Below are 16403 nucleotides of genomic sequence, written 5' to 3'. Positions count from 1 at the left end.
GCCGGCCGCGGCAGATGTCTGGCATGCCCCCGGATCCGCATCCCAGCCCCACCACCCGCCCGGTGGTCAAGCGCACCGCACGTGCCCTGGTCTTCGACGGTGACCAGCTCGTCCTGATCAAGCGCACCAAGCCCGGCATGGCACCGTACTGGATCACGCCCGGCGGTGGCGTCGAGGACGACGACGCCGGTGTCGTCGCCGCCCTGCACCGCGAGATCGACGAGGAGTTGGGTGGGAAGATCACCGACGTGGTACCCGCCTTCGTCGACACCGTCGAGCACATCGCGGACGACGGTTCGCACGGCGTGAAGGTGCAGTTCTTCTTCGCCTGCCGGCTGGCGTCGATGGATCTCGACCGGCGGCACGGCCCCGAGGTGGACGACCCCTGCGGGGAGTACGAAGTGGTCCGGGTGCCGTTCAGCAGGATCGGCATCGCCTCGGTGGGCATCGTGCCGCTGACCCTGCGCCACTACCTGGACGCCAATATCGAGGGCGTGCTCGGACTGCTCGGGCCCGAGATGGGCTGAGCCACGGGCGCGGGCGCCGATACCGGCACCAGGGCCGCCGCAGCAGTTAGGTCCGCTACGGGATCGTCCCGTAGCAGACCTATCTTGCTACTCTCGACTCATGACCCCGGACTCCGCCACCGCCACCGCCACCGCGCCCTCGCCCTCGCCGGTCACCGGCTCCCCCGACGTGTCGTACCTGCTCCAGCACACCGCCCACGTGCTGGCCACGCAGATGACGGCAGCGCTCGCCGAGATCGGCATGTCTCCACGGGCGCACTGCGTGCTGGCGCACGCCGCGCAGACCGAGCGAACCCAGGCCCAGCTCGCCGAGCTGTCCGACCTGGACAAGACCACGATGGTGGTGACCGTCGACCAGCTGGAGCGGGCCGGTCTCGCCGAGCGGGTGCCGTCGGCGACGGACCGCAGGGCGCGCATCATCCGGGTGACCGCGGCGGGCGCCGACGTGGTGGCCGCCGGGCAGCAGATCGTCGACCGGGTGCACGGCGACGTCCTCGGGGCGCTGCCCGAGCCGGAGCGATCGGTCTTCGTCTCGGCGCTGAATCGGCTGACCACCGGGCATCTCGCGACGCCGGCGGACTCCCCGGACGGCGTCCAGGCAGTGCGCCGCCCGCGGCAGTCCCGCCAGTGAGCGGCATGGAAGCAAGTATGTAAGCCCGTAATAGATAGTCTCCAACAAAACCTTCTGCTACGGTCAGTCCTGGCAATCCATCCGCCAGGAGGCGACCTCATGCCGCTGTCTTCCCGTTCCCGCGCCGCCGCCCTCGCCGTACTCAGCGCGGGCACCCTGATGATCATCCTGGACGGCACGATCGTGACCGTCGCGCTGCCGTCCATCCAACGCGACCTGGGCTTCTCCCAGTCCGCGCTGGCCTGGGTGGTGAACGCCTACCTCATCGCCTTCGGCGGTCTGCTGCTGCTGTCCGGCAGGATCGGCGACCTCATCGGACGCCGCCGCATCCTGGTCGGCGGGCTGGCGGCCTTCACCGCCGCCTCGCTGGCCTGCGGCTTCGCCGACTCCGCAGGCCTGCTGATCACCGCCCGCTTCGTGCAGGGCGCCGCCGGAGCGATGGTCTCCGCGGTCAGCCTGGGCATGGTGATCGCCCTCTATCCCGAGCCGAGCGGGCGCGGACGGGCCATGGGCGTCTACAGCTTCGTCCAGTCGGCGGGCGGTGTGCTCGGGCTGCTGGCCGGCGGCGTCCTCACCCAGGCCGTCAACTGGCACTGGATCTTCTTCGTCAACCTGCCGATCGGCGCGGCCGCCGCCGTACTCAGCCTGCGCCTGCTGCCGGACGACCGGCCGATCCCCCGATCCGTCGACGGGTCCGTCGCCGGGTCGGGCAGCCCTGTGCGCGGCGCCGATGCACCCGGCGCGCTGCTGGTCACCGCCGCTTTGATGCTGGGCGTCTACACGATCGTCGGCACCGCCGACCACGGCTGGACGTCGGCGTCCACCCTCGTTCTCGCCGCGGTCTCGCTCGTGCTGCTGGCCGGCTTCCTGCTCCGGCAGGCCAAGGCGGCACAGCCGCTGATGCCGCTGCGACTCTTCCGCTCACGGCTGGTGACCGGCGCCAACATCGTGCAGGCCCTGATGGTGGCCGGTGGCTTCGGCTTCCAGTTCATGGTCACCCTCTACCTCCAGCGCGTGCTGGGTTACGACCCGCTGCGGATCGGCCTGGCCATCGCGCCCACCGGGCTCGTCATCGGCGTGATGTCGCTCGCGCTGTCGGCCAGGCTGGGCTCCCGCTTCGGCGAGCGGGCGGTGCTGCTACCCAGCCTCGCGCTGTTCGCAGGCGGCTTCCTGCTGCTGGCCCGGGTGCCCGCGGTGCACGCCTCGTACGTCACGGACGTCCTCCCGGCGACGCTGGTCTTCGGGACCGCTTTCGGCCTCGCGATGCCGGCCCTGATGACACTTGGCATGTCCGACGCCACGCCCGCCGACTCCGGTCTGATCTCGGGCGTCTTCAACACCGCCCAGCAGATCGGCGCCGCGCTGGGCCTGGCGGTGCTCGCCGCGCTGGCCAGCGCCCGCACCGACCATCTGACCGCCGCGGGCCACTCGCAGGCCGCAGCTTTGACCGGCGGCTACCACCTGGCCTTCCTGGTCGCCGCCGGCCTGCTGGCGGTGGCGACTGTGGCCGCGTCCTTGCTGCTCAGGGTGCCCGCGAGCGGCGGCGCCGGCGCGGCGGGGATGCCGGCAGCCGCCTCCGGCGAGGTCAGTGCCAGCCGGGAAAGCCGCCGGGCAGCGGAGCCGACGGATCGTAGGGCTCGCGCGTGAAGACGAATGACCCGAGGTCGAGATGGCTGACCGAGCCGTCCGCCGTGCGCATCACCCGCAGCGTCTCGCCCGCGTAATAGCCCTCGCGACCGGTCCAGGTCCCGTCATGTTCCACGTGGAACCGCGTGGCGCGGCCCTGGCCGGTCAGCGGCGCGAGGCTCGGCCCGCCATCGGCGTCGATCCGCAGCGCGAAGCCCTGGGTGCCCCAGTACCAGGGGCCCGCCAGCTCCAGCAGATCCGGAGCGAGCGCGTCGGCGGGACGCCAGGCGGCGGGCAGGCTCGGCTCGGCGTCGAGGGTGATCGCCAGCAGGTCGGTGGCGATGGTGCCGATCTGCGGCCCCGAAGTCGCGTTGGCCAGCGCGACCGCGCCGACACCGTCCTCGACGCTCACCCAGACCGTCGCCAGAAAGCCGGGCATCGAGCCGGTGTGACCGGCCAGCAGGCGGCCGCCGCGGCGACTCAGCTGAATGCCGAGCCCGTAACCGCCGTCCATGTCGGCGGCCTCGGGAGGCACGGCCGGTTGCCGCATCTCCTCCAGCGTCGCCGTGCTCAGCACCCCCTCCCGCCCCGCCATCAGGAACGCCGCCCAGCGCGCCAGATCACCGGCCGTCGACCACAACTGCCCGGCCGGCGCCATCCGCCCGGTCTCCTGTACGGTCTCGGGCCGCATCACATCCGCCCACGGGTGGACGGCGAAGCCGCCAGCAGCGGGCGCCTGCGGCAGCAACGTCGTGCGCGCCATGCCCAGGGGATCGAGCACCTCGGCCTGTAGCGCCTCGGCCCACGGCACCCCGCGCACCTGCTCCACCAGGGCGCCGAGCAGGGCGAACCCGGGGTTGGAGTAGTGGTAGCGGCGCCCCGCCGGATGCTTGATCGGCTCGGTGCCGAGCACATCCGCCAGTTCGGGACGCAGGGACCCCGGGGTGCGCTCCCACCAGGGCCCCGGGGTCTCGGAGGCGAGGCCCGAGGTGTGGCTGAGCAGCTGGCCCACCGTCAGCCGCCCGGCCGCACTCAACCCCGCCGCATCCAGCCCGCCGGCGCCCGCTTCCACCGCCGTCTCCGGCAGATGGCGGCTCAGCGGGTCGGTCAGCTCCAGCAGCCCTTCGTCCCGCAACCGCATCACCAGCACCGCGACCAGGGACTTGGTGATCGAGCCGATGCGGTATTGGGTGTCGGCGTCAGGGGCGTGGCCCTCGATCATGCTGCGGGAGCCGCACCACACCATCGCCCCGTCCCGCACGACCGCCCCGACCAGCGAGGGAGTGCGCCCGTCGCGCTGTCCCACCGCCACCCGGTGCAGCAGGGCCCGCCGGGTGGCGGGCAGCAGCTCCTCGCCGCCGTCCGCGCCGCTTCCCCATCCGCCGTTCACGGTCACCCGCTGTCACGTCCTTCCGCCGTCGCTGGCCGAGCGGGCGTCAGGCCCGCGCGTCCTCACGGTAGTCGGCGGCCCCGAAGCGTACCGACACGATCGACATCCGCATCGACCGCACTCCGGGCAGCAGGTGGGAGATCGGAGCGATCGCGTAGAGGCCGCGGCCGCGGGGCAGCGGCAGGCTGCGAACATCGGCGATCCGCGGTGAGGCAGTGGCCACCTTCGGATACTCCTTGGTGTCCATGCCCCACTGCCAGCGGGGGGCGCGGTAGCCGCCGGCGGTCTCCACAGCGCCGGCCTGGTTGCGGGCCACCATCCCCCGCGGCAGCGCGTCGAAGAGGAACGAACCGCCGGGGAAGCGCTCCGCGCAGGCGGCGATCAGCCGCTTGACGTCGCGGGGCGGCAGGTACATCAGCAGGCCCTGCGCGGTCACCAGCACGTCCTGCGGCGGCGTTCCGCCATCGACCTCGTCCATCCAGCGCAGGTCGAGCGCCGAGCAGGCGACCGTTCGGCGCCGCGGCGGGTCGTCGGGCAGCAGCTTCTCGCGTACGGCCACCGTCTCGGCCAGGTCCACCGTCAGCCAGTGCACCCGCCCGTCGTCCACCCGCCAGAACTGCGTCTCCAGGCCCTCGCCGAGCGCCACCACCGTGCCGCCCGGATGGTCGGCGAGGAAGCGCCGCACCTCCCCGTCGAGGCAGGCGACCCGCAGCGCGTGCCACTGGGCCATGCCGTCGGCGGCGAAGCGCTCGAAGGGGTAGTCGATCCGCCCGACCAGCTCGACCGCCCGCGGGTCATCGAGCACCCGCTTGCCGGGGCGAGCGGCCTCCACCGACCGCTGGTAGAGATTCCACAGCAGCGTCTCGGGGACGCCCTCCAGCTCGACCGCGATCCGGGCCGGTTCCCCGTCCTGGCGCCGGTCCGCCTGCCTGTCCTCGTCCATCCCCCCAGGCTCCCATCCGGACGGGCGGACGTGCGGGACGGGAGCGCTCCCAGGTCAACTCGTCGTCAAGGCAAGCGTTTTCACCGCCCGCTACGTGTCAGAAAGGTTGACACCCCCTGGGGCCGGGCGTAGATATCACCTCTGCCAGAGAGCGCTCTCAGCCCGCTGGCGGTTCCTCCTACCACCCCCCACTCACGCAGTTGCATTCCGACACGTAGGAGCAGACACATGAGGGTCACCCCACAAGGGCTCTCCATATCCCGTAAACGTTTCCGACAGTCACCGCAGGCCATCGTCCTGCTCGTGCTGGTCGTGATCGCCTCGGCCTATCTGTCGATCGTGGCGACCTCGTCCGGTGCCGCCACGCCGGTCCTGCTCTCCCAGGGCAAGACCGCGACCGCCTCGTCCGTGCAGGACGCCTTCACCGCCGACGCGGCGGTCGACGGCAACACCGGCACCCGCTGGTCCAGCGCCGCGTCCGATCCGCAGTGGCTCCAGGTCGACCTCGGCTCCAGCCAGCCGATCACCCAGGTGGTGCTGAACTGGGAGGCGGCCTACGGCAAGTCCTTCCAGATCCAGGTGTCGGACAACGCTTCCACTTGGACCGGCATCTACTCCACGACCACCGGCACCGGCGGCGTCCAGACCCTGAACGTCACCGGCACCGGCCGCTATGTGCGGATGTATGGCACGGCACGCGGTACCCAGTGGGGTTACTCCCTCTGGGAGTTCCAGGTCTACGGCGGCTCCAGCGGCGGCACCCCGCCCGCCTCCTGCGGTACGACCACGGCCGCGCTCGGCAAGCCCGCCACCGCGTCCTCGACCGAGAACGCCGGGACCCCCGCCTCGGCCGCCTTCGACGGCAACGCGGGCACCCGCTGGTCCAGCGCGGCGTCCGACCCGCAGTGGGTCCAGGTCGACCTCGGCTCCTCGCAGGCTCTCTGCGGCGCCCAGTTGAGCTGGGAGACCGCCTCCGCGAAGGCGTACCAGATCCAGGTCTCGGACAATGGTTCCACGTGGAACACCGTCTACTCCACGGCCAACGGACCGGGTGGGGTGGAGAACCTCTCCTTCAACGCCAGCGGCCGCTACGTGCGGATGTACGGCACGGTCCGCGCGACCCAGTACGGCTATTCACTGTGGGAGTTCACCCTGCTGACCGCCGGTGGCGGCAGCACCACCCCGCCGCCCGGCGGCGGCGACGGCAGCTGCCCGTGGGTCGGGTCCACCGCCCCCGTCTCCACCCGCGTCTCGCAGGTCATGGCGCAGATGACGACCGCGCAGAAGGTGTCGATCCTGCACGGCAACAACAACTCCTCTCCGTACATCGGCAATATCACCGGCATCCCGTCGCTGTGCATACCGAACATCGGTCTGCAGGACGGCCCGCACGGCGTCGGCGACGGGCTCGGCGGTGTCACCCAGATGCCGTCCGCCAACGCGTCCGCGGCGACCTTCGACAACGCGCTGGAGCAGCAGTACGGCGCCGCGATCGGCGCGGAGTTCGCCGGCAAGGGCGTGCAGGTGGCGCTCGGCCCGACGCTGAACATCGTCCGCGACCCGCGCTGGGGCCGCTCGTTCGAGACCTTCAGCGAGGACCCCTACCTCAACGGGCAGATGGCCACGGCCGACATCAAGGGCATCCAGAGCCAGGGTGTGATGGCCGAGATGAAGCATGTGGCCGTCTACAACATCGAGAACCCGGCGGGCACGGTCATCGTCGACAAGCGGACCATGCAGGAGCTGTATCTGCCCGCTTTCCAGGCGGCGGTGCAGCAAGGCTCGCCGGCCGCGGCGATGTGCGCGTACAGCATCGTCAACAACGTTCCCGCCTGCCAAAATCCCGACCTGATGAACACCGGGCTGTACAGCCAGGCGAACTTCGGCGGATTCATCACCAGTGACTGGGGCGGCACCCACTCGACGGTGGAGTCCGCCAACGCGGGCCTGACGGTGGAAATGCCCAACGGTTACTTCTTCGCCGACTTCCTGGCGCAGGCCGTCGCCAACGGCACGGTCAGCCAGACCACGCTCAACACCATGGTCGGCCGGCTGCTCACGCAGTTCTTCACCTTCGGGCTGTTCGACAAGGCGCCGAGCGGTTCGCGGGACGCCACCGTGACCACTCCCGCGCATGTGCAGGTCGCCCTCCAGGGCGCGGAGGAGGGCACCGTCCTGCTCAAGAACAACGGCATCCTGCCGCTGTCCACCGCCACCACCCACTCGATCGCGGTGATCGGCTGGGACGGCGGCGCCGGAGTTCAGTCCATCGGCGGCGGCAGCGCCACCGTGACCAGCTCCGGAACGGTCTGGCCGATCACCGGCATCCAGAACCGGGTCGCCGGGACCGGCACCACCGTGCAGTACAACGACGCGACGAATCTGGCCTCGGCCGTCACCCTGGCCCGTTCCTCCGACGTCGCGATCGTCTACGCCAGCGACAACTACGGCAACGAGGAGCACGACACCACCACCCTTGACCTGCCGAACAACGGCGGCAGCCAGGTCAAGGAGAACGACATGATCGCCCAGGTGGCCGCGGCGAACCCACACACCATCGTGGTGCTCAACAACAACTCGGCCATCAACATGCCGTGGCTGAACCAGGTCGCGGGCGTCTTCGAGGGCTTCTACCCGGGCCAGCAGATCGGCACGGCCATGGCGGCGCTGATCTTCGGCGACGTCAACCCGTCCGGCAAGCTGCCGGTGACCTTCCCGAAGTCGCTGGCCGACGTGCCCGCCAACACCGCGGCCCAGTGGCCCGGCGCCAACGGGCAGGTGCAGTACAGCGAAGGGCTGAACGTCGGCTACCGCTGGTACGACGCCAGGAACATCGAGCCGCTCTTCCCCTTCGGCTTCGGCCTGTCCTACACCAGCTTCGGCTACAGCAACCTGCAGGTCGGCGCGCTCAGCGGCGGCAGTGCCACGGTGCACGTCACGGTGACCAACACCGGGTCGCGGGCCGGCACGGACGTCGCCCAGCTCTACGTCGGCGACCCGGCGTCCACCGGGGAGCCGGTGCACCAACTGCGGGGCTACCAGCGCGTCACCCTCAACCCGGGCCAGTCGCAGACGCTGACCTTCACGGTCAGCACCCATGACCTGGCCTACTGGAACACCGGCAGCAGCAACTGGACCACGGCCGCGGGCACCTACCAGATCCTGGTGGGCGACTCCTCCCGCAACCTGCCGCAGACCGGCACGCTCACCGTGCCGACCACGGTCAACGGCGCCATCGCCGCGGCCCTCGCCCCCAAGGCGGCCGCCGCGGACTCCGCGGCGCCCGCCACCGCCGCCGCGCTGTCCGTGCCCAACCCGCACGGCATGAGCAGCCCGGTGCACCGAGCCGTCGACTGGGCCTTCGACCCGGCCGCCGCGCACCGCTCCTACACCGCGTCCGGCCTGCCGCCCGGCATCTCGCTCAGCGCGAGCGGCACCTTCACCGGCGCGGCGGGCCGGGCCGGCAGCTACACCGTCACGGTCACCGCGAAGGACCCGGACGGCGCCGCCGGTTCCGCGACCTTCGTGTGGACCATCACCTGACCCTTCCCCTCCCCGGGAAGGGCACCCCCGGAGCCGCGTTCCGCGGCTCCGGGGGTGTGGTTTCCGGTCGGGAGCGGCTTGTACGGTGAGCCCATGACGGAGCCGACAGCCGGGCAGCCCGGCCCCGAGATCGCCGCGCTGCTGGACTGCCTGACCGGCCAGCGCAAGCACGTAATGGGCATCCTGGACGGGCTCGACGAGACGGACCTGCGCCGCCCGGTCCTGCCGTCCGGCTGGAGCTGCCTGGGCCTGGTCCGCCACCTTGCGCTGGACGTCGAGCGCTTCTGGTTCGGCGCGGTCCTCGCGGGCGACCCGGCCGTCATCGCGGCACTGGACGACGAGCCCAACGCCTGGCTGGTGGACCCCGAAGCCCCCGCCACCGCCGTACTGGACCTCTACCGCCGCCAGACGTCACTGGCCGACGCGATCATCACCGCCACGCCCGCGGACACCGCCCCCGCGTGGTGGCCGACCGAACTCTTCGGCGACCAGGACATGCACAGCCATCGCGAGATCCTGCTCCACGTCATCACCGAAACCGCCTGCCACACCGGCCACCTCGACGCGGCCCGCGAACTCATCGACGGCCACCTCCACCTGGTCCTGACCGACTGACCCGCCGGCCCCGGCGGACCCGCTTCGTTGTCAGTGCCGCCTGGCAGGGTGCTCTCGCGATGTGGAAAACCCCGAACCCGCCCTCGCCACCTCGGATCTGCATGGGATCTGGGATCCACAACGCGCGCGGTCAGGTCTGGGCCATGTCCACGAAGCGGGAGTAGTGGCCCTGGAAGGCCACGGTGATGGTGGCCGTGGGGCCGTTGCGGTGCTTGGCGACGATCAGGTCGGCCTCGCCGGCGCGCGGGGACTCCTTCTCGTAGGCGTCCTCGCGGTGCAGCAGGATCACCATGTCGGCGTCCTGCTCGATCGAGCCGGACTCGCGCAGGTCGGAGACCATCGGCTTCTTGTCGGTGCGCTGTTCGGGGCCGCGGTTGAGCTGGGAGAGGGCGATGACCGGGACTTCCAGCTCCTTGGCCAGGAGCTTGAGGTTACGGGACATGTCCGAGACCTCCTGCTGGCGGCTCTCGGGGCGGCGGGAGCCGCCGGACTGCATCAGCTGGAGGTAGTCAATGACGACCAGCCGCAGGTCGTTGCGCTGCTTGAGGCGGCGGCACTTGGCGCGGATCTCCATCATCGACAGGTTGGGGGAGTCGTCGATGTAGAGCGGTGCCTCGGTGACGTCGGACATCCGGCGGGCGACCTTGGTCCAGTCGTCGTCGGTCATGGTGCCCGAACGCATGTGGTGCAGCGCGACCCTGGCCTCGGCGGACAGCAGGCGCATGGCGATCTCGTTGCGGCCCATCTCGAGCGAGAAGATCACGCTGGGCATCTTGTTCGCGATGGAGCACGTACGGGCGAAGTCCAGCGCGAGCGTCGACTTGCCCATCGCGGGGCGGGCCGCGATGACGATCATCTGGCCCGGGTGCAGGCCGTTGGTGAGGGAATCCAGGTCGGTGAAGCCGGTCGGGACGCCGGACATCTGCCCGCTGCGGGAGCCGATCGCCTCGATCTCGTCGAGGGCGCCCTCCATGATGTCGCCGAGCGGGAGGTAGTCCTCCGAGGTGCGCTGTTCGGTGACGGCGTAGATCTCGGCCTGCGCGTTGTTGACGATCTCGTCCACGTCGCCGTCGGCCGCGTATCCCATCTGGGTGATACGGGTGCCGGCCTCGACGAGCCTGCGCAGCACCGCCCGCTCGTGGACGATCTCCGCGTAGTACTCGGCGTTGGCCGCGGTGGGGACGGCGTTGACCAGGGTGTGGAGGTAGGGGGCACCGCCGACGCGGGCGATCTCGCCGCGCTTGGTCAGCTCGGCGGCGGTGGTGATGGGGTCGGCGGGCTCGCCACGGGCGTAGAGGTCGAGGATCGCCGTGTAGATGGTCTCGTGGGCGGGCCGGTAGAAGTCGGCGCCCTTGAGTACCTCGACGACGTCGGCGATGGCGTCCTTGGACAGCAGCATGCCGCCGAGCACCGACTGCTCGGCGTCGAGGTCCTGCGGGGGGACGCGCTCGAAGCCGCCGCCGCCCTCGGAGTAGCGGTTGTCGTCGGAGGCGGACTTCTTACGGAACGGGCTGACGCCGGACGGCGGGCCCGGGCGGTCGTCCGGCGGGAGGTCGGGCCAGCGGTCGTCGGCGGGTTCGGGCTGGGTCACCCCCGCCACCTCCTCCCGTCCGACCGGTCCGGTCGGACCCCGCGTGCGTGCCACTCTTTCACGGCACCGCTCCGATCCTCGATCCGCCCGGCAGCGCTCACGCACCTCGGACGGAGGCTCCACGGTAGGGCCAGCGGCGGCCTGGACCAAGGCGGTTATCCACAGGGGGTGTGGACGACGGCGGCATACCTGTGGAGAACTGCCCCGAACCTGTGTACAGGCCTTGGGACAGCGCTGTGGACAACCTGCAAGGTCATCCCGGAGATGCCCTCTGACCTGCACTTTCTTCATCCATAGCCTGTGCAGGAGAAAAACTTTTTCCGGTGGACCAAGATCGCCACAAACAACGCGGAGGAGATCACTCTACGCAGTCATACGTAATAGTCATCTGCCCACTTCACCTCTTACTTGTGGACGATTAAGCTGTGCTTGTGAATCCCGTAGTCGAGCCGCCAGAAAAGCAGGGGCCCGGAGCCGACAGCCCGGGGTCCGACCGCGACCGCCGCCCGGCCGGGCGGCGCCGTCACGACCGGGAGATCGTCGCCCTGGCGCTGCCCGCGTTCGGCGCGCTCGTCGCCGAACCGCTCTTCGTGATGGTGGACAGCGCGATCGTCGGCCACCTGGGCACCGCACAGCTCGCCGGGCTCGGCGTGGCCGCCGCGCTCCTGACCACCGCCGTCAATATCTTCGTCTTCCTCGCCTACGCCACCACCGCCGCGGTCGCCCGCCGGGTGGGCGCCGGCGACCTCCCCGCCGCGCTGCGGCAGGGCATAGACGGCATCTGGCTGGCCCTGCTGCTCGGCGCCCTGGTCATCGCCGCCGTGCTGCCCGCAGCGCCCGCCCTGGTCGACCTCTTCGGCGCCTCGGGGACGGCGGCACCCTACGCCTCCGACTATCTGCGGATCAGCTCGCTCGGCATCCCCGCCATGCTGGTGGTGCTGGCCGCCACCGGCGTGCTGCGCGGCCTGCAGGACACCCGCACCCCGCTGGCGGTCGCCGTCGGCGGCTTCACGGCCAACGCCGGCCTGAACGCCATCCTCGTCTACGGCGCCGGGCTGGGCATCGCGGGCTCCGCCTGGGGAACGGTCATCGCGCAGAACGGCATGGCGGCGGTCTACCTGTGGGTCGTGGTCCGCGGCATCCGCCGCCAGAGCTGCGAGAGCGGCAGGACCGCCGTCAAAGGCGACGGCGGCACCCGCGGCTGGTGGGCGGCGCTGCGCCCTGACCCCGCCGGGATCCGCGCCTGCGCCCACGCCGGGCTGCCGCTGCTGGTCCGTACGGTCAGCCTGCGGGCCGTGCTGCTGATCGCCACCGCGGTGGCCGCCCGGCTCGGGGACACCGAGATCGCCGCGCACCAGATCACCCTCACCGTCTGGTCGCTGCTGGCCTTCGCGCTGGACGCCATCGCCATCGCCGGCCAGGCCATCATCGGCCGCTACCTGGGCGCCGGGGACGCGGACGGCGCCCGTGCCGCCTGCCGGCGGATGATCGAGTGGGGCGTGGCCTGTGGCGTCGTCCTGGGGCTCCTGGTGGCGCTGGCCCGGCCCCTCGTCGGGCCGCTGTTCAGCTCCGACCCGGCCGTGCAGGACGCGCTGATGTCCGCGCTGCTGGTGGTCGCGATCTCGCAGCCGGTCTCGGGCGTGGTCTTCGTGCTCGACGGTGTGCTGATGGGCGCCGGAGACGGGCCGTATCTGGCCTGGTCGATGCTGATCACGCTGGCGGTCTTCGCTCCGGTCGCCTTCGCCGTGCCGGCGCTGGGGGCGGGTCTGACCGCCCTGTGGTGGGCCATGACGCTGATGATGCTCACCCGGCTCGCCGCCCTGTGGCTGCGCGCCCGCTCGGGCCGCTGGATCGTGACCGGCGCGGCCCGCTGAACCGTCCAGCGCGGCGCATGCGGGCACGCGCAAGGGCCGGGCACCCTCCGAAGAGGGCACCCGGCCCCTGGTGTTCCACGTGGAACATGCCGAGCAAGGGGCGTTACGCCGCCACGACCTCCAGGTCGAGGACAGCCTCGACCTCGGGGTGCAGCCGCACCGACACCTTGTGCGCACCGAGCGTCTTGATCGGCGCACCGACCTCGACCCGGCGCTTGTCCACGACCGGACCACCGGCGGCCTTGATCGCCGCGGCGATGTCGGCCGGGGTGATGGAGCCGAAGAGCCGGCCGGTGTCACCGGCGCGGGTGCTCAGCTGGACCTTGACGGACTGCAGCTGGGCCTTCACCACGTTCGCGTCGTCCAGCGAGTGGATCTCGCGGATACGACGGGCACGACGGATCTGCTCGACGTCCTTCTCGCCACCCTTGGTCCACGCGATGGCGAAGCCACGCGGGATCAGGTAGTTGCGGGCGTAACCCGGCTTGACGTCCACGATGTCGCCGGCGGCACCCAGGCCGCTGACCTCGTTGGTAAGGATGATCTTCGACATTATCTGGTCACCCTTCCCTTATCGAGCGGTCGACGTGTACGGCAGCAGCGCCATCTCACGGCTGTTCTTGACGGCCGTGGCGACGTCACGCTGGTGCTGCGTGCAGTTGCCGGTGACGCGGCGGGCACGGATCTTGCCGCGGTCGGAAATGAACTTCCGCAGCATGTTCGTGTCCTTGTAGTCCACGTAAACGGTCTTGTCCTTGCAGAACGCGCAGACCTTCTTCTTCGGCTTGCGCGGAGGCGGCTTCGCCATGGTGTTTCTCCTATGCGATCAAGAAGTGTGTGAGGTCCGCCCTAGAAGGGCGGCTCGTCCGAGTAGCCGCCGCCGGACGAGCCGGAGCCGCCGCCCCAGCCGCCGCCACCCTGCCCGCCGCCCGCGCCCGGCTGGCCGCCGCCGGCCGGTGCGCTGGTGGCCCAGGGGTCGTCGGCGGGAGCACCGCCGCCACCCTGCTGGCCGCCGGAGCCGCCGCCCCAGCCGCCGCCACCCTGGCCGCCGCCCGGGGCGTAACCGCCCGGCTGGCCGCCACGACCGCCACCGCCGCTGGTCTTGGTGACCTTGGCCGTGGCGCTCCTGAGGCTGGCGCCGACCTCGTCGACGTCCAGTTCGTAGACCGTCCGCTTGACGCCCTCGCGGTCCTCGTAGGACCGCTGCTTGAGGCGGCCCTGCACGATGACGCGCATGCCGCGCTGAAGCGACTCGGCGACGTTCTCCGCCGCCTGCCGCCAGACCGAGCAGGTCAGGAACAGGCTCTCGCCGTCCTTCCACTCATTGGTCTGCCGGTCGAAGGTGCGGGGAGTGGACGCGACGCGGAACTTCGCGACCGCCGCACCGGACGGGGTGAAGCGCAGCTCGGGGTCGTCGACAAGATTGCCGACGACCGTGATGACGGTCTCGCCTGCCATGGGGTGACCTCTCGACTGGCTTTGGGCAGTGCTGACTGACTGCTACTCGAAGTCCGGTACTAGTGCAGTTCCGGACGGAGGACCTTGGTCCGCAGCACCGACTCGTTCAGGTTGAGCTGACGGTCCAGCTCCTTGACGACCTCAGGCGAGGCCTTGAGGTCGACGACCGAGTAGATGCCCTCGGGCTTCTTGTTGATCTCATAGGCGAGACGACGACGGCCCCAGGTGTCGACCTTCTCCACGCTGCCGCCGCCATTGCGGACGACGGACAGGAAGGACTCGATCAGCGGGGAGACAGCGCGCTCCTCAAGATCGGGGTCGAGAATGAGCATCAGCTCGTAGTGACGCATAGTGGAACCCACCTCCTTTGGACTCAGCGGCCACGGCGTTTCCGTGGCAGGAGGGTTTGTATCTGCGTCGCAACGGTAACGCGGGCCACTGACAGTCGGGGAAATCCCCCGACCGCCCGGTCTGGCCCAGCGCAGACACCGGTGCAGACCGTACAGACTACCCGCCTCGGTCCCCCGGGTTGAAATCCGCCCCCTTATGACCGCAATCTGTACACATCGGGTGGGCGGGTGCTACAGCCCGCCACTTCTCCGTCACGGAGGTGCCCCATGGCACAGCACGCGGAACGGACCCATCACCTCACCTTCAACACCGACGGCCGGCCCCATCCGCTGGTCAACGCCCTTGCGATCGTCACCTTCGTCCTCGGCGCCATCGCGGTCATCTCATCGGCGTTCGACAACCTGCATCTGCTCAGCTCGTGGACCGGCCTCGTCGGCATCTTCACCGGCGGCTACGGCCAGTTCATCTCCGCCACCACGACCGAGCGCTTCGTCCTGATCCTCGGTCTGGGCATGTCCGCGGTCGGCTTCTACCTCGGAGTGGCCCACGGCGGTCTGACCGGCGGGCTCTGGTAGCAGCGCGGCACTCGGGCGGCGCCCTGTGGAAAGCCGCGCCGTTGTCCACAGGGCTGGTGGGACGGCTCCCCCTGCACAGTAGGCTTCGGGCCAGATAAGCCCGCAGTCGTGAGCATGGGGAGCGCCCCGCATGAGCCTGACCCTGAGGACCATCAGCCGAGAGCAGCACCTGGCCTACATCCAGAGCCTGCCCGCGGCGAGCCACTGCCAGGTCCCGGCATGGGCCGACGTGAAGTCCGAGTGGCGGTCGGAGAGCCTGGGCTGGTTCGACGAGCAGCCCGGCCAGCTGACCAAGGGCGGCCAGCTGGTCGGTGTGGGCCTGGTCCTCTACCGGCAGTTGCCCAAGGTCAAGCGGTATCTGGCGTATCTCCCCGAGGGTCCCGTCATCAACTGGTACGCGCCGAATCTGGACGAGTGGCTGCAGCCGATGCTGCGGCACCTCAAGCAGCAGGGCGCCTTCACCGTGAAGATGGGTCCGCCGGTGATAATCCGCCGGTGGGACGCCAACACGATCAAGGCGGGCATCGCCGACCCCGACATCAAGCGGCTGCGGGATGTCGAGGCCGACTTCATCGAGCCGCGGGCCTTCGAGGTGGCCGAGCGGCTGCGCCGGATGGGCTGGCAGCAGGGCGAGGACGGCGGCGCCGGCTTCGGTGACGTGCAGCCGCGCTACGTCTACCAGGTGCCGCTGGAGAACCGCTCGCTCGACGACATCCTGAAGAATTTCAACCAGCTGTGGCGCCGCAACATCAAGAAGGCCGAGAAGGCCGGCGTCCAGGTCATCCAGGGCGGCTACGACGACCTGCCGGCGTGGCAGCAGCTGTACGAGATCACCGCGGTGCGCGACCAGTTCCGGCCCCGCCCGCTGTCGTACTTCCAGCGCATGTGGACCAAGCTCAATGCCGAGGACGCCAACCGCATGCGGCTCTACCTGGCCGTACACGAGGGCGAGCCGGTCGCCGCGGCCACCATGCTCACCGTCGGCCGGCACGTCTGGTATTCGTACGGCGCCTCCGCCAACCACAAGCGCGAGGTCCGGCCGTCCAATGCGATGCAGTGGCGCATGCTGCGGGACGCGTACGCCATGGGCGCCAGCGTCTACGATCTGCGCGGCATCAGCGACTCGCTCGACGAGACCGATCACCTGTTCGGCCTTATCCAGTTCAAGGTGGGCACGGGCGGGCAGGCTGCCGAATACTTGGGCGAGTGGGATTTCCCGCTCAACAAACTGCTCCACAAGGCACTCGACATCTACATGTCGCGCCGCTGACCGGCCGAC

General features: G+C 70.3%; 15 protein-coding genes. 8 read left to right on the top strand and 7 right to left on the bottom strand.

The window, feature by feature from the left end; translation table 11 throughout:
* The first annotated feature begins 23 nt into the window (after nucleotides 1-23).
* From BUE44_RS10865 to BUE44_RS10855, 3 genes are all read left to right on the top strand, one after another.
* Nucleotides 24-527, top strand: coding sequence for an NUDIX domain-containing protein (locus BUE44_RS10865; protein WP_073496613.1), 504 nt, complete (start codon nucleotides 24-26; stop codon nucleotides 525-527).
* A 100-nt stretch (nucleotides 528-627) separates the two neighbouring features.
* Nucleotides 628-1158 (top strand): MarR family winged helix-turn-helix transcriptional regulator, encoded by a 531-nt coding sequence (locus BUE44_RS10860; RefSeq protein ID WP_073496611.1) that lies wholly within the window; start codon nucleotides 628-630, stop codon nucleotides 1156-1158.
* Between the two features lie 99 nt (nucleotides 1159-1257).
* Nucleotides 1258-2805, top strand: coding sequence for a DHA2 family efflux MFS transporter permease subunit (locus BUE44_RS10855; protein WP_073496609.1), 1548 nt, complete (start codon nucleotides 1258-1260; stop codon nucleotides 2803-2805).
* On the opposite strand, the gene BUE44_RS10850 is transcribed toward BUE44_RS10855, so the two are convergent.
* Both BUE44_RS10850 and BUE44_RS10845 read right to left on the bottom strand, forming a co-directional pair.
* Nucleotides 2744-4180 (bottom strand): serine hydrolase domain-containing protein, encoded by a 1437-nt coding sequence (locus tag BUE44_RS10850; RefSeq protein ID WP_235002024.1) that lies wholly within the window; start codon nucleotides 4178-4180, stop codon nucleotides 2744-2746. The genes BUE44_RS10855 and BUE44_RS10850 overlap by 62 nt on opposite strands.
* Nucleotides 4181-4220: 40 nt before the next feature.
* Nucleotides 4221-5117 (bottom strand): class I SAM-dependent methyltransferase, encoded by an 897-nt coding sequence (locus BUE44_RS10845; RefSeq protein WP_073496606.1) that lies wholly within the window; start codon nucleotides 5115-5117, stop codon nucleotides 4221-4223.
* Between the two features lie 306 nt (nucleotides 5118-5423).
* On the opposite strand from BUE44_RS10845, the gene BUE44_RS10840 reads away from it, so the two are divergent.
* Entirely contained in the window at nucleotides 5424-8660 is a 3237-nt protein-coding gene (locus tag BUE44_RS10840; protein ID WP_456049211.1) for a discoidin domain-containing protein, read from the top strand.
* Nucleotides 8661-8753: 93 nt separating this feature from the next.
* Nucleotides 8754-9275 (top strand): DinB family protein, encoded by a 522-nt coding sequence (locus BUE44_RS10835; RefSeq protein WP_073496604.1) that lies wholly within the window; start codon nucleotides 8754-8756, stop codon nucleotides 9273-9275.
* Nucleotides 9276-9405: 130 nt separating this feature from the next.
* On the opposite strand, the gene dnaB is transcribed toward BUE44_RS10835, so the two are convergent.
* Nucleotides 9406-10866: a replicative DNA helicase gene (gene dnaB, locus BUE44_RS10830; protein ID WP_073496602.1), complete on the bottom strand. Its 1461-nt coding sequence runs from the start codon at nucleotides 10864-10866 to the stop codon at nucleotides 9406-9408.
* A 536-nt stretch (nucleotides 10867-11402) separates the two neighbouring features.
* On the opposite strand from dnaB, the gene BUE44_RS10825 reads away from it, so the two are divergent.
* On the top strand, nucleotides 11403-12740 hold the full coding sequence (locus BUE44_RS10825) for an MATE family efflux transporter (protein WP_073496865.1): 1338 nt from the start codon (nucleotides 11403-11405) through the stop codon (nucleotides 12738-12740).
* A gap of 103 nt (nucleotides 12741-12843) precedes the next feature.
* Here the strand turns inward: BUE44_RS10825 and rplI are convergent, their stop codons facing one another.
* From rplI to rpsF, 4 genes are read right to left on the bottom strand one after another with little or no spacing between them, the layout of a single operon-like run.
* On the bottom strand, nucleotides 12844-13293 hold the full coding sequence (rplI, locus tag BUE44_RS10820) for a 50S ribosomal protein L9 (RefSeq protein ID WP_073496600.1): 450 nt from the start codon (nucleotides 13291-13293) through the stop codon (nucleotides 12844-12846).
* Between the two features lie 18 nt (nucleotides 13294-13311).
* The gene (rpsR, locus tag BUE44_RS10815) at nucleotides 13312-13548 is read right to left on the bottom strand and encodes a 30S ribosomal protein S18 (protein ID WP_031512678.1); all 237 of its coding nucleotides are present in this window, start codon (nucleotides 13546-13548) and stop codon (nucleotides 13312-13314) included.
* Between the two features lie 41 nt (nucleotides 13549-13589).
* Nucleotides 13590-14198, bottom strand: coding sequence for a single-stranded DNA-binding protein (locus tag BUE44_RS10810; RefSeq protein ID WP_073496598.1), 609 nt, complete (start codon nucleotides 14196-14198; stop codon nucleotides 13590-13592).
* A gap of 59 nt (nucleotides 14199-14257) precedes the next feature.
* Nucleotides 14258-14548, bottom strand: a complete 291-nt coding sequence (rpsF, locus tag BUE44_RS10805) for a 30S ribosomal protein S6 (RefSeq protein ID WP_073496596.1) — start codon at nucleotides 14546-14548, stop codon at nucleotides 14258-14260.
* Between the two features lie 267 nt (nucleotides 14549-14815).
* Here rpsF and BUE44_RS10800 point away from each other — a divergent pair, with 267 nt between their 5' ends.
* Nucleotides 14816-15124, top strand: a complete 309-nt coding sequence (locus tag BUE44_RS10800; RefSeq protein ID WP_073496594.1) for a hypothetical protein — start codon at nucleotides 14816-14818, stop codon at nucleotides 15122-15124.
* A 130-nt stretch (nucleotides 15125-15254) separates the two neighbouring features.
* A complete protein-coding gene (locus BUE44_RS10795) occupies nucleotides 15255-16394 on the top strand; it encodes a lipid II:glycine glycyltransferase FemX (RefSeq protein ID WP_073496592.1) in 1140 nt (379 codons plus the stop codon).
* Nucleotides 16395-16403 lie beyond the last annotated feature (9 nt).

This window comes from Actinacidiphila paucisporea, assembly GCF_900142575.1.
In the GTDB taxonomy this organism is placed as follows: Bacteria; Actinomycetota; Actinomycetes; order Streptomycetales; family Streptomycetaceae; genus Actinacidiphila; species Actinacidiphila paucisporea.
This window is presented reverse-complemented; position numbering and strand designations above follow the sequence as displayed.

Bases quoted from the DNA above. Each gene is read 5' to 3' on its own strand.
- BUE44_RS10865 (WP_073496613.1), top strand. From the start codon at position 24: ATGCCCCCGGATCCGCATCCCAGCCCCACCACCCGCCCGGTGGTCAAG.
- BUE44_RS10860 (WP_073496611.1), top strand. From the start codon at position 628: ATGACCCCGGACTCCGCCACCGCCACCGCCACCGCGCCCTCGCCCTCG.
- BUE44_RS10855 (WP_073496609.1), top strand. From the start codon at position 1,258: ATGCCGCTGTCTTCCCGTTCCCGCGCCGCCGCCCTCGCCGTACTCAGC.
- BUE44_RS10845 (WP_073496606.1), bottom strand. From the start codon at position 5,117: ATGGACGAGGACAGGCAGGCGGACCGGCGCCAGGACGGGGAACCGGCC.
- BUE44_RS10835 (WP_073496604.1), top strand. From the start codon at position 8,754: ATGACGGAGCCGACAGCCGGGCAGCCCGGCCCCGAGATCGCCGCGCTG.
- rplI (WP_073496600.1), bottom strand. From the start codon at position 13,293: ATGTCGAAGATCATCCTTACCAACGAGGTCAGCGGCCTGGGTGCCGCC.
- rpsR (WP_031512678.1), bottom strand. From the start codon at position 13,548: ATGGCGAAGCCGCCTCCGCGCAAGCCGAAGAAGAAGGTCTGCGCGTTC.
- BUE44_RS10810 (WP_073496598.1), bottom strand. From the start codon at position 14,198: ATGGCAGGCGAGACCGTCATCACGGTCGTCGGCAATCTTGTCGACGAC.
- rpsF (WP_073496596.1), bottom strand. From the start codon at position 14,548: ATGCGTCACTACGAGCTGATGCTCATTCTCGACCCCGATCTTGAGGAG.
- BUE44_RS10800 (WP_073496594.1), top strand. From the start codon at position 14,816: ATGGCACAGCACGCGGAACGGACCCATCACCTCACCTTCAACACCGAC.
- BUE44_RS10795 (WP_073496592.1), top strand. From the start codon at position 15,255: ATGAGCCTGACCCTGAGGACCATCAGCCGAGAGCAGCACCTGGCCTAC.